Here is a 12,395-nt window from a genome sequence, read left to right on the forward strand (position 1 = left end):
CGTCCGGTCGTCGCGCGGGTCAGGCCCGCCGGGCGCGGACCATCCGGAACCGGCCCCCGACCACCCCCCAGCGCAGGAAGGCCGCCTGCACCGCCAGCAGGGACAGCAGCACCGGAACCGGCCCGAAGACCAGCAGCGGCGGCACCAGCGGGACCAGCAGCGCCGCCCCGGCGAACCACGGCAGCCACCGGTTGAACCGCAGCGGCGACACCAGGAGCAGCGCGGCCAGCGCCGTCACCGCCCACACCGGCAGCGCGAGGTACAGCTCCCGCACCCGGTCGAAGGCCGGGCCCTCGCCGAACGCGGCCGCCAGTCCGGCCCCCGCCGCGAACAGTGCGCACCAGCCCGCCGCGGTGAACAGGGCCAGCCGCCCCGCCGTCCGCACGAACCAGCGCCAGGCGCCCTCCGCCCGCGCGCTGCCCCGGTCAGCAGTCATGGCACTGGAAGGTGCGGTCGCGGTCGCCGGACTCCAGCGGGTTGGTGCCGCGGACCGCTGGGTCCGGCCAGCCGTCCGACATCGAGTCCTTGGCGATCACGTTCGGCGACATGCCCCGACGGTACTGGACCACCTCCATGTCCGGGAAGCTGTCGCCCTTGCGCCGCACCGACACCGAGTTGGTGCCGAGGCTGATCGTCATGGTCTGGTTCGCCGCGAACACCGGCAGGATCGAGTTGACGCCGTGGATGTCGACCTTGACGTTGTCGGGGTCGGTCTCCAGCGGGTTGATGTTGTTGTGCCAGGCCACCGTGGTGTCCGTGAAGCTGTACGGCCCCACGTCCAGCGGCCGGGCCGGGACCATCTTCACCGGGACGTCCGTGGTCAGGAACCGGTGCGCCGGCTTGTGCGAGGGCGCGACGGTGAAGCTGATCTCACCGGTCGCGGTGTCCCAGAACAGCACCATCCGGTAGCCCGCGTTCGGGTCGTCGGAGAAGTCCCGGTCGTCGCCCAGCATGTTGACGCCGAGCCCGACCTCCTTCTGGTGGATGAAGAACCGGACCATGATCACGCCGTGGTCCTGGGAGGAGCGCTTGACGAACAGGTGGGTCCGCTGCGCGCCGGTGGGCGTGTCGCACCCGAAGCCCTCGTTCTGGGCGTCGTCGACCTGGTCGATGTCGTCGCCGGAGCCGAGCGGACCCGGCGTGGTGGTGGCCGGCGGGCTGCCCGGGCAGCGGTTCGTCGCGTACGGGTTGTAGCTGCACGCGCCGCTGCTGCTGGTGGCACCGCAGCCCGGCTGGAAGATGCTGCAGGTCGGGCCGCCGCCGCAGTGGTCCTTGAGGCCGTCCGCGCACGGGGCGAGCCCGCTCGGGTCGGACTGGTTGACCGGGTCGTTCTCGCTGTACGCGTAGGCGTTCCACTGCTGCGGGCTGGTCGGCCGGGTGATCGGGTCGGGGCTGACGAACCGTCCGGTGGACGGCTGGTACAGCCGGGAGCCGAGCGTGGTCAGCCCGGTCGAGCTGTCCTGGAGCCCGCCGACGAAGCCCTTGTCGCCCGCCCAGGAGGACGGCTCGGCCCCGCGGGTGTTGCCGAACGGGTCCAGCGGGCGCCGGGTCTCGGCCAGCGAACCGCCGTCGATGGACAGCAGGTTGGAGCCGTGCGGGTCGGCGAACTGGTACGTCGACCCGCCGCCCTGCCGGACCAGCGTGATGCCGCCCGGGATGCTGTAGTACCGGGTGCCGGTCAGCTTCCCGCCGCTGAAGGTCAGCTCGTCGTTCTTCAGGTACAGCGTGGTCCCGCTCGGAGAGGTCTTCTCCATCTGCTTGCCGGCCGCGTCGTACAGGTAGCCGACCCCGCCGGCCCGGGTGCTGGAGTAGGCGCTCAGCCGGCCCTCGCTGTCCCAGGTCAGGCCGGTCGGGCCGTCCGCCCCGCCGGTGACCTTGGTGACCCCGCCCGCCCGGTCGTACTCGGTGCTGGTGACCGAGGGCGCGCCCGTCCCGGTGACGGTGCTCGCCGACACCGCGGCGTGCGGGCCCGCGACCGCGCCGTTCACCCCGTTGACCGTCCCGGCGGCCGGGAAGGACTGGGTGACGGTCCGGTCCTTGGCGGTGCTGCCCGCCGGGTCGTGCTGGACCAGCTGCTTGCGGTTGCCCGTCAGGTCGTACTGGTAGGTCTGCCAGTACGGGGCCGGGCCGCCGACCGTGGTCAGCGCCGGGGCCGTCGCGCCGCTGGTGGGGCTGGAGTTGGCGCAGGCGCCGCGTCCGCCGACGGCCGGGTTGGGGGCGAGGTTCAGCGCGCCGCTGTCGCTCCAGGCCGAGGTCAGCCGGCCCAGGTAGTCGTAGCCGAAGCACTGCAGGTCGGTCGCCGACGGCGTGTTGTCCGGGATGCTGCGGATGCCGGTGACCCGGCCCGAGGCGTCGTAGGCGTACGTGGTCTGCTGCACCGCGCCGGTCGCCGCGGTCTGCTTGTCGACGAACTGGGACAGCGGACGCCCCGTCGACTCGTCGTAGACGTTGGTGAGCACGATCTGGGTGCCCCACGGGTTGACGGTGGAGCGGATGCTGCGCCCGTAGGCGTCCCAGTCCGAGGACAGGTCGTACGTGGTGGTCGCGCTGCCGAAGCTGCTCAGCGTGCCGTACACGTCGTAGCTGTAGTTCACCGTCTCGGCGGGGATGTCGCCGATCGCCGAGCGGTTGTCGGCGGCCAGCACGCCCGTGATCGGGTCGAACCGGGCCTGGTAGGTGTAGGTGAAGGTGGTGTTGTCGGCCTGGCCGACGTCCTTGCCGGGAACGGTGGTGGTGGTCTTGGTCGGGTGGTACGCGGTGTCGTAGGAGAGCACCGCGTCCGTGTACGCCGGGCCGCCCGCCCCCGCCGTGTACCGGGTGGACGCGCCGGGCTGGCCCTTCACCACGGTGTCGTAGGTGTAGGCGGTCAGCTGGTTGGCGGTCGCCACCGAACCGGCGTAGGAGCCGGTCTTCCGGCCCAGCAGGTCGTAGGTGTACGCCACCGTCCGGCCCCGGCCGTCGGTCTGGCTGACCAGGCTGCCGCCGGGGGTGTAGACCTGGGTCGCGGTTCCGCTGTCCGGGTCGGTGGCCGAGGTCTGACGGCCCCTCAGGTCGTAGCCGTACGTCCAGACGTTGCCGGCCGCGTCGGTGCGGATGGCCGGCTTCCCGGCCGGGGTGGTGGTGTACGCCGTGACGTCCGCGTCCGCGCGGTTGCCGGTCGCGGTCGCGGTGCGGTACTGCCACAGCTGCGCCAGGTTGCCGAGCGCGTCGGTCACCGAACTGGTCGGGGTGGTCCCGGCCGGCGGGGAGACGTCGGTGCGGTCCGCGCCCGGGTAGGCGGTGGTCGTGGTGCTCTGCGCGACGCCGAAGGCCAGCAGCTGCGAGGAGACCGGGCGGCCCCGGCCGTCGAAGGACGTGACGGTCTGGGCGGGCACCTTGGCGGGCGGGGCCGCGTACCGGGTCGTCCCCGGCGCCGCCTCGTCGTTGTACCAGGTCGCGTTCGCCCGCTGGACCCGGCCCTGCGAGTCGTAGAACGTGTCGGTCAGCATCCGGCCGTGGTAGGCCGAGACCGCCGGGTCGGACTGCACCTGCACGGTCCGGGCCAGGCCGTCCATGATGCTCACCGAGGTGGTCCACCCCTCGTCGGAGCGGAGCGTCCTGGTGGTGACGGTCGGCGGCTGCGCCACGTTGTTCACCACGCCGGGCACCGCGTACGCGAACGTCACGGAGGCGTTCTGCGGGGCGGCCCGGCCCGGCTGCCAGGCGGCCGTCAGCCGGCCCAGGGCGTCGTACTTCTTGCCGGTCACCCGCCCGTTGGGGTCGGTCACCTGCAGCGGCAGGGCCCGGCCCGGCGCGAGCGCGGTGGTGGTGACCCGGCCCGGCCCCGTCGCGTCCGGCGCCCCGGCCGGGGCCGGCGTGGTCACCGTCATCGAGGTCGGCAGCTCACCCGGCTGCGCGGAGGCGTACGCGGTGGTGAAGGTGACGCCGGAGCCGTGCGTGCCGTCGGTGTGGTTCGGGTCGGTGACGCTGGTGCTGCGGCCGTACGCGTCGTAGACGGTGACGGCGGAGGTGGTGAACGTCGCGGTGCCGCCGGCGTCGATGCCCTCCACCGCCTGGGCGCCGGTCACGTCGTGCGTCGCGCCCATGGCGCCGAGGGCCTTGCCGTCGTACAGCGACCTGGTCCAGGTCACCGTGTTCGCCGCGGTCGGCGACGCGGTGCAGGCGTTCGGACCCGAGACGGTCAGCTGCTCGGAGAGCACCGAGGAGACCTGCGGGTCCGGGCCGCTCGCGTAGCTGTCGCGCAGGCAGCTGTCGGGCAGGCCGTCCGCGGTGTTCAGCACGGTGGTCACCCGGTTCGCGTGCGCCGGGTCCGAGCTGGTGGTCGTCCCGGTGGTGCGCCAACTGCCGTCCGCCTTCAGCGCCTTGGAGACGGTGCCGGCGGTGGTGGCGGGGTAGCGCGCGACCAGGTTCGGCAGCCCGGTGCGGGCGTGCGTCGCGGTGCTGGTCGGGCCGCTGGTGGTGTTCACCGTGTACGCGGCGATCGAGCCGCCCGCCGCGGTGTACGTGTCGCTCTCCAGGGTCCGGCCGGACAGCCAGTCGGAGTCGGTGACCGGACCGCTCATCGGACCGGCCGCCTGCACGCTGCGGGTCGTCCCGTCGGCCTTGTAGTCGCCGTCCATGCCCTGGTGGAAGGTGGTCGAGGTCTGCGACTTGGGCCCGTCGTTGCCGTTGCCGGTCACGGCGGTGACGCTCGCGTAGCCGCGGAACCGGTCCCAGGTCCGGTCCGCGCTCTTCACCAGCGGCGAGTCGTTGCGGTGCCAGGCGGCGTTCCCGTACGTGTAGGCGGTGGTCTGCGGGACGGAGCCCTCGGTGTTCGGATTGACCGTCACCGTCTTCACCGGGTAGCGCTGGAACCAGTCGTCGACCGGGGCCGCGCCCGGCGCCTCGTTCGGGACGTGCCACTTGACGTTGTAGCAGGACTTGGTGTCGCTGTCGGCCGAGGCCGGCATCACGTTGTTCACCCGCGAGCAGGCCGCCGGCGCGTAGTCGACGCCGATGGTGCCGCCGGTCTCGATGGTGATCAGCTGGATGCGCGGCCGGTTGAAGGCCGGGCGGGACGGCACCAGGTTGGTCCCGTCGACCCGGTTGGGCAGCAGCATCTCGGTGAACGACACCGGCGGCAGCTCCACCGGGTCCGGCGAGGCGGTGGCGTCCCGGCCGGTCCGCCGGATCGCACCCAGCCACGGCACCTGGGTGTTCTCGGTCGCGTTCTGCACGTTCACGAAGCGGTGGTCGAGCACGTAGCCGTCGACCGCCTGGTAGCCGCCGTTCGACCTGATCCGGGTGGTGACGCCGGTCAGCCACTTCGAGGACCAGAAGGTCGGCTGGTAGTTGGTGCAGGCGCCGGTGGCCCCGCACTGCTGGTCCATCGGCACGTCCGGCCAGTCGCCCGCGTGCGCGGAGGTCCGGTTCGCCGGGTCGCAGGCCGCGGTCGAGGTGACGCAGCGCTCGCCGGAGTCGAAGACGATCTGCGCGGCCGACTGGTAGCCGCCGTTCGCGCCGGTCTGGTCGGCGAGCCGCTGGCCGTAGCCGACGGTGGAGAGCACGCCCGCCCGGGTGTACGCGGTGTTGGTGCCGGTGCCGTTGTTCTGGCCGCCGCCCAGCGCGTAGTAGTTGGTCTCGGGGGTGTACGCGTAGCTGGTCAGGTTGCCGTGCGGGTCCACGACGTAGTCGAGGTTCCACCGCCAGCCCGCGTTGCACCAGGACTTCGCGCCCTTGGCGCTGTCGTAGCACGGGTCGCCGCTCTTCGGCGAGAACACCGGCACCGTCCAGGCCGAGTTGCTGGCCGGCCCGGTCGAGGTCGGGTTGCCGTTCGCGTCCGGCAGGTGGTTCAGGCCCAGGTAGTAGGCGGTGCCGGAGGTGTCGGTCACCTTCAGGTACGCCCCGTTCCAGGTGCCGTTGTCGGCCCCGGTCAGGAACTGCACCTTGGTGCCGTCGTCGTCCTTCAGCCGCCAGGTGCAGTCCGACTGCTCACTGGTGCGCGGCGCGTTCGCCCGGCAGCTCGCGTCGTCCTGCACCAGCTCGCCCGAGTGCCCGGCCAGCGACAGCGTCAGGTTCGCCCCGGCCCAGCAGTCGTCGCCGGAGTTGGCGATCCCGTCGTTGTTGCAGGACTGGTAGGAGCGCTCCACGTAGCCCGGGTCGTAGCTCCAGCCGTCGCCCACCCAGGACGCCTGCGCGTTGGTGGAGGAGGTCAGGCCGTCCACCGAGGACGAGTCGTAGGAGAGCGCGACCTGCGGCGCCGCCCCGCCGATCGTCGGCGGCACCGTGATCGGGTAGCTGTAGGTGAACGAGCCCGCGGACCCGCCCGCCGTCCAGGACTGCGAGGGGTTCAGGCCGGTCGCCGCGAAGGTGCCCGCGCCGCCCGAGGCGTCGGCGACGGCGGCCAGCACCATCGGCGCGGCCGCCGCGGCCGCCGACTCGGCCCGCTGCGCGGAGTTCGCCGTCGCGGGCGCCTTCGCGCCGCCCGGCTGCGCCGCCCCCGCCAGGGTGACGTCGGCGGACAGCGTGCCGGTGGCCGGGTCGAAGGCCGAGGGGAGCGGGGTCCGCTCCAGGCAGCCCGCGAGCTCCGGAGTGGTCAGGGCGCACGCGGGCAGCTGGACCAGGTGCGAACGGGCCGCCCAGTCGCCGCCGGTGCCGTGGCCCAGCTTCGCGGTGTCCACCGCGACCCGGACCGGCCCCGCCGGAGTGCCGTCGGTGCGGGCCAGCGAGAGCAGCAGCCCGGGCGCGCCGGCCCGGGCGACGGCCCGCTCGTCGGCCACCGTCACCTGCACGTGCTGCCCGGAGCCGGCCGACCGCTGCCCGGCGTCGGCCGCCAGCGGGGCCAGTGCCACCGCCAGGCCGGTCGCGCTGGCGGCGCCGGCCTCCCGGTCGGAGGGCGCCGGGGCCGACCCGGACGCCTTCGCGGCCCGGGCCCCGGCCGCCGGGGCCGCGCCGAGCACCAGGTCGGCGGTGCCGTGCGGCCGCGCCGCGCCCGCCGCCGGGGGCTGCCAGGTCGGCGGCACCGGGTGGGCGGGCTTCGCCGGGGCCGCCGCCGCGACGTCCGAGCCGTGCACCGAGGCGGTCCGCGGCAGGGCGGTCCCCGACGGGCTCCACTTGCGGGAGAAGTCCGGGCCGGCGGCACTCGCGAACTGCACCGGCGCGAGCACCGAGACCACCAGCGCCATGACACCGGCGGAAATCAAATTCCGGCCGACCGGACGGCGATTTCTCCTTTTGACGAAATCCTGGAAATCGATGGACACATCCCACCCCTTTTGTCGGCTGACGCACCGTCAACTGTGTTACGGAACAGCCCTTTGCCAAGGGCCGTGCGTAACCTATCCGGCAGCCAGGGGAGGCTGGTCGAGAGTCGCTGGAGAATCAATGGAGCGGTATTTTCTGAGCCTTCCCGGATGCCCGTAATAGACCCCGGGGAGAATTCGGGTGCGATATTCCGGACAGGTCCGGTTCGGTCCGGTTCGCGCGCGGACCGGCGCTCAGGGCCCCGGGCGGACCACGCCGTGGTCGAAGGCGAACACCACCGCGTGCACCCGGTCCCGCACCCCCAGCTTGTCCAGCACCCGGCGGACGTGCGTCTTCACGGTCGCCTCGCCCAGGTGCAGGACGGCCGCGATCTCCGCGTTCGAGCGGCCCCGGCCCAGCAGCTCCAGCACCTGCCGCTCCCGCCCCGTCAACCGGGCCAGCGCCCGCCGCCCCGCCGCCCCGCCCTCCGCCGGGGCCGAGCGGGCGAACTCCGCCAGCAGCCGCCGCGTCACCGACGGCCCCAGCAGCGCCTCGCCCGCCGCCACCGTCCGCACCGCCTCCAGCAGCAGCTCCGGCGGCGAACGCTTCAACAGGAACCCGGCCGCGCCCGCCCGGACCGCCGCGAACACGTACGCGTCCAGCTCGAAGGTGGTCAGCACCAGCACCCGCGCCCCCGGACAGCCCGCCGCCAGCTCCCGGGTCGCCGCCACCCCGTCCAGCACCGGCATCCGGACGTCCATCAGCACCACGTCCGGCCGCAGCTCCCCGGCCAGCCGGACCGCCTGCGCGCCGTCCGCCGCCTCGCCGACCACCAGCAGGTCCGGCGCCGTCCCCAGCATCATCCGCAGCCCCGCCCGCATCAGGTCCTCGTCGTCCACCACCAGCACCCGGACCGGCCCCGACCCGCCCGCGCTCACCACGGCAGCACCACCTCCAGCCGCCAGCCCCCCGCCGTCGGCCCTGCCACCACCGTGCCGCCCAGCGCCGCCACCCGGTGCCGGGCCGCCGCCAGGCCGCGACCGCCCCGCCCGCCCGAACCCCCCTCCAGCGGACGGCCGTTGTCGGTGACGACCAGCCGCAGCGCCGCCGGGCCGGGGGAGAGCCGGACGGTGGTCGCGGTCGCCGTCGAGTGCCGCAGCGTGTTCGTCAGCGACTCCTGCACCGCTCGGTGCACCGCCTCCGCCTGCGAAGGCGTCAACTCCAGTGCGGAAGAAGGGAGTTCGAGCTGTCCGGTCAGCCGGGGCGGCAGATCGGCGAGCAGTGCCCGCAGCACCCCCTCCAGCGGCCCGGGCGAGGACGGCTCCAGCAGTCCCAGCACCTTGTCCAGATCCTCCATCGCCGTCCGGCCCACCCGCTCGATCCGCTCCAGCGCCCCCCGCGCCTCCGCCGGGCCGCCCCCCAGGCAGAGCCGGGCCGCCCCCGCGTGCATCACCATCACCGTCACCGCGTGCCCCACCGCATCGTGCAACTCCCGTGCCATCCGCGCCCGTTCCTCCGCCAGCGCGCGCCGCTCCCGGTCCGCCGCGGCCGCCCGCCGCCGCCCCGCCCGGACCCGCGCCGCCACCCCCGCCGCCGCCGAACCGGCGTGCACCAGGCACACCGGCGCGAACCCGGGCCGCGGCGCCAGCGCCAGCAGCACCGCCGCCACCGGCAGCACCGCCAGCAGCGCCGCCGGAACGGGCGGCCTGGTCCGGCCGAGCACCGCCAGCGGCAGCGCCGAGGCCAACGACAGATTGGTCACCGGCCCGCCCACCGCCACCACCGCGACCGTCGCCGCCGCCCCCGCCCAGAGCGCCGCCACCGGCGCGAACCGCCGCCCCAGCAGCGCCCCGAACCACACCGCCACCGCCGCCCGCGACACCGGCGGCCCGTGCAGCAGCGAAGCCGTGTACCCCGACCCGCCCACCGCGATCCCCGCCGACGCCCACGCCACCACCCCGTCCAGCACCACCCACCACCCGCGCGCCACCCGCCCGTCCGCCCGCCACCGGCCCGCCCGCCACCGGCCCGCCCGCTTCCCCCGGCCGGAGGGGCGCGGCGGGGCCGGGGCCGGGCCGGGGGAGGGGCGGACGAAGAAGCGACTGCTCATTCCGCCAGGCTAAGGACAGTCCCCACCGCCGGTCGTCCGCCCGGGAGTTGACGCCCCGTCCCCCTGCGGGAGGACCCGGGGGGCCCGGGCGGCGGGGATACGATCACCGCATGACCGCAGACGAACGACTCGCCCTGGCCGAACACGCCTACCACAGCGCCACGTTCGGCGGTGACAACGCCCAACTCGCGGTCGGCGCACGGGCCCTCGACGCCCTGGAGGCCGACACCGCACTGGCCCGCGGGCGCCTGGTCCACGCCCGCTACCTGGCCGAACGCGTCGAACAGGCCGAGGAGTTGGCGCTGTTCGAGCGCGCCGCCGCGCTGTACCGCGGGCTCGGCGACCCGCGCGGCGAGGGCGAGGCGCTGTTCTGGACCGGCACCTTCCACCAGGTCGTCCGGGACGACCACGACACCGCGCTGCCGCTGTTCACCCGCGCCCTCGAACTCGCCGAACAGGCCGACGACCGCCTCACCGCCTCCTACGCGCTGCGCCACCTCGGCTTCGCCGAGCACATGGCCGGCCGGCTCGACCGGGCCCGCGCCCGCCTGGAGGAGTCCACCCGGCTCCGCCGCGACCTCGGCTTCCTGCCCGGCGTCGCCGCCAACCTGGTCGGCCTCGCCCACCTCGCCACCCAGCAGGACCGCCGCGAGGACGCCGCCGCGCTCCTCGACGAGGCCGCCGAACTCGCCCGCCGCAGCGGCGCGCACGCCGTCGCGGGCTGGATCGACGGCGCCCGGAAGGAGACCGGCCTCCCGGGGTGACCGTGATCCCCCGGGCGGCGCCCGGTCCACCCGGGGGCGGACCGGGCCGAGCCGGCGGGGGGACGCGGCCCGGCCCGGCCCGGTCCGAGGGTGGGGTGCATGAAGAAGCAACTGCTCGCGCTGGCCCTGATGGTGGTCGGACTGGTCGGTGGGACGCTCGGGGCCGGGGCCGGACTGGTGGCGGCGGGCGCGCTGGTGCCCCGGCCCTGGGCGATGCTGGCCGGGGCGGCGCTCGGGACCGCCGTCGGGTGCGGGCTGCCCGGACGGGCCGCCCGGCGGATCGGCGGCTGGCCGCGCCGCACGCCCGCGGTGATCGGCGTGCTGCTGGCCGCCGTCCTGGCCGCCGCCGTCCTGCCGCCGGGGGAGCGGACCGCCCCCGGCGCCGCCGCCGACCTGTGGGACCTGCCCACCGGCTCCCGCCTCGCCCACCACCTGACCCCCGCCCGGGGAACGCCCCGCGCCACCCCCGTGATCCGGCTGCACGGCGGCCCCGGCACCCCCGGCGAGGCCGCCGACGGACTCGCCGACGCGCTCGCCGCGGCCGACTGGCCCGTCCACGACTACGACCAGCTGGGCTCCGGCGACTCGCCCCGCCCCGCCGACCTCTCCGGCTACACCGTCCAGCGGCAGGTCGACGACCTGGAGGCGGTCCGGCAGCGGATCGGCGCCGACCGGGTGGTGCTGATCGGCGCCTCCTGGGGCGGCACCCTCGCCGCCGAGTACCTCGCGGCCCACCCCGAGCACGTCGCCGCCGTCGTGTTCACCTCGCCCGGCGCGCTCTGGACCCCCGCCCACACCGACGAGCAGGCCGGGCAGCTCTGGGACCGGCTCACCCCCGAGCAGCGCGCCCGGGTCTCCCGGATCGGCGGCCCCGGTCCGCGCGTCCCGCTCTGGACCCTGCTCACCGCCCTCGACCCCGCCCAGGCGCACGCCCTGGTGCCCGACGCCGAGGCCGACGCCCTGTTCGCCCGGCTGCTCGCCGCGGCCGGACCCGCCGCCACCTGCGACCCCGGCCACGCCGCCGAACTCCCGCTCCGGACACCGGGGTTCTACGCCAACCTGCTGATCGCCGCCGACCTGCGCACCCGCCCCGACCCGCGCCCCCGGCTGCGCGCCGTGCACGTCCCCGCCCTGGTGCTGCGCGGCGAGTGCGACTACAAGCACTGGGAGGTCACCCGCGAGTACCGCGACACCCTGCCCGACGCCCGCCTGCTGTACGTGCCCGGCGCGGGCCACGCCGTCGCCGTCGACCGGCCCGCCGAGTACCGCGCCGCCGTGCTCGCCTTCCTCACCGGCGCCCCGCTGCCCACCGCCCCCTACACCGGCGCCGAGGACCCGGCGAAGCACTGACCCCGCCCCGGAACGCCCCTGTTTGTCCGACCCGCGCCGGGCGGAGCATCCTGGAAGGACCAGCCCGGCTCCGAGGAGAGCGTCATGGAGATCAGGGGACCGAACGGGGTGGTCGCGGGCGTCGACGGCTCGGCCCCCGCCGCCGCGGCCGCCGAGTGGGCGGCCCGCGAGGCCGAGCGGCGCGGCACCGGGCTGCACCTCGTGCACGCCGTCAACACCGGCACCGTCACGCTCTCGCCGCGCACCGGCACCGCCGTCACCGACCTGATCCTGCGCGAGGCCGCCGAACTGCTGGACACCGTCCGCGCCGCCCTGGAGGCCGCCCACCCCGCGCTGCGGATCACCGCCGACGTGGTGCCCGGGGACGCCGCCGAGGCCGTGCTCGCCGCCGCCGAGCACGCCACGCTGGCCGTCCTCGGCACCCGCGGCCACGGCGGCTTCGCCGCCCTGCTGCTGGGCTCGGTCAGCCTCCGGGTCGCCGCCCACGCCGACTGCCCCGTGGTGGTGGTCCGCGGCGCCGACCACCCCGCGGGCCCCTTCCTGGTCGCCGTCCACGACGAGCGGGACGCCGCCGCGCTCCGCTTCGCCTGCGCGGGCGCCGCCCGCCGAGGGCTGCCGGTGCGGGCCCTGCACACCTGGTCGCCGGTGGTCGCCGAGGTCGGACGGACGACCCCGATGGTCGACGAGCCCGGCGAGGAGGCCGCACTGCACGAGCGGCTGCTGCGGCGGACCTGCGACCCCGTCCGGGAGGACTACCCGGAGGTCGAGCTGGCGGCCCACCAGCTGACCGGCTCCACCGCCGCGACGCTGGTCGAAGAGTCCCGCACCGCCGCCCTGGTGGTGCTCTCCCGCTACGAACCCGCCCCGCGCTTCGGCCTGCGGCTGACCGGCCCCGTGCACGCGGTGCTGCACCACGCGCACTGCCCGGTGGCGGTCGTCCCGGTCTGAAC

The 12,395-nt window shown here is 75.3% G+C and carries 7 protein-coding genes; 3 read left to right on the forward strand and 4 right to left on the reverse strand.

The features are described from left to right. Positions 1-19: 19 nt before the first annotated feature. The 4 genes from ACIQBJ_RS07400 to ACIQBJ_RS07415 all read right to left on the reverse strand — a co-directional run bounded on the left by ACIQBJ_RS07400 (position 20) and on the right by ACIQBJ_RS07415 (position 9,331). Positions 20-436 (reverse strand): hypothetical protein, encoded by a 417-nt coding sequence (locus ACIQBJ_RS07400; RefSeq protein ID WP_400705056.1) that lies wholly within the window; start codon positions 434-436, stop codon positions 20-22. Next, positions 426-7,163 carry an RHS repeat domain-containing protein gene (locus tag ACIQBJ_RS07405; protein ID WP_400705059.1) on the reverse strand — a complete coding sequence of 2,246 codons (6,738 nt, stop codon included), beginning with the start codon at positions 7,161-7,163 and terminating at the stop codon, positions 426-428. Before ACIQBJ_RS07405 ends, ACIQBJ_RS07400 begins: the two co-directional genes overlap by 11 nt. Before the next feature lie 312 nt (positions 7,164-7,475). Continuing rightward, complete coding sequence (locus ACIQBJ_RS07410; protein WP_400705062.1) at positions 7,476-8,162, reverse strand: response regulator; 687 nt, start codon at positions 8,160-8,162, stop codon at positions 7,476-7,478. After that, entirely contained in the window at positions 8,156-9,331 is a 1,176-nt protein-coding gene (locus tag ACIQBJ_RS07415; RefSeq protein ID WP_400705065.1) for a sensor histidine kinase, read from the reverse strand. Before ACIQBJ_RS07415 ends, ACIQBJ_RS07410 begins: the two co-directional genes overlap by 7 nt. Before the next feature lie 110 nt (positions 9,332-9,441). Between ACIQBJ_RS07415 and ACIQBJ_RS07420 the strand changes: the two genes are divergently transcribed. The 3 genes from ACIQBJ_RS07420 (at position 9,442) to ACIQBJ_RS07430 (ending at position 12,393) form a co-directional block, all read left to right on the forward strand. Beyond that, positions 9,442-10,095 carry a tetratricopeptide repeat protein gene (locus ACIQBJ_RS07420; RefSeq protein WP_400705069.1) on the forward strand — a complete coding sequence of 218 codons (654 nt, stop codon included), beginning with the start codon at positions 9,442-9,444 and terminating at the stop codon, positions 10,093-10,095. A 99-nt stretch (positions 10,096-10,194) separates the two neighbouring features. Continuing rightward, complete coding sequence (locus ACIQBJ_RS07425; protein ID WP_400705072.1) at positions 10,195-11,445, forward strand: alpha/beta fold hydrolase; 1,251 nt, start codon at positions 10,195-10,197, stop codon at positions 11,443-11,445. 84 nt (positions 11,446-11,529) lie between these two features. Beyond that, positions 11,530-12,393 carry a universal stress protein gene (locus tag ACIQBJ_RS07430; protein ID WP_400705075.1) on the forward strand — a complete coding sequence of 288 codons (864 nt, stop codon included), beginning with the start codon at positions 11,530-11,532 and terminating at the stop codon, positions 12,391-12,393. Positions 12,394-12,395 lie beyond the last annotated feature (2 nt).

Source organism: Kitasatospora sp. NPDC088391, assembly GCF_044753345.1.
Taxonomy (GTDB): Bacteria; Actinomycetota; Actinomycetes; order Streptomycetales; family Streptomycetaceae; genus Kitasatospora.

Bases quoted from the DNA above. Each gene is read 5' to 3' on its own strand.
- ACIQBJ_RS07400 (WP_400705056.1), bottom strand. From the start codon at position 436: ATGACTGCTGACCGGGGCAGCGCGCGGGCGGAGGGCGCCTGGCGCTGG.
- ACIQBJ_RS07405 (WP_400705059.1), bottom strand. From the start codon at position 7,163: ATGGCGCTGGTGGTCTCGGTGCTCGCGCCGGTGCAGTTCGCGAGTGCC.
- ACIQBJ_RS07415 (WP_400705065.1), bottom strand. From the start codon at position 9,331: ATGAGCAGTCGCTTCTTCGTCCGCCCCTCCCCCGGCCCGGCCCCGGCC.
- ACIQBJ_RS07420 (WP_400705069.1), top strand. From the start codon at position 9,442: ATGACCGCAGACGAACGACTCGCCCTGGCCGAACACGCCTACCACAGC.
- ACIQBJ_RS07425 (WP_400705072.1), top strand. From the start codon at position 10,195: ATGAAGAAGCAACTGCTCGCGCTGGCCCTGATGGTGGTCGGACTGGTC.
- ACIQBJ_RS07430 (WP_400705075.1), top strand. From the start codon at position 11,530: ATGGAGATCAGGGGACCGAACGGGGTGGTCGCGGGCGTCGACGGCTCG.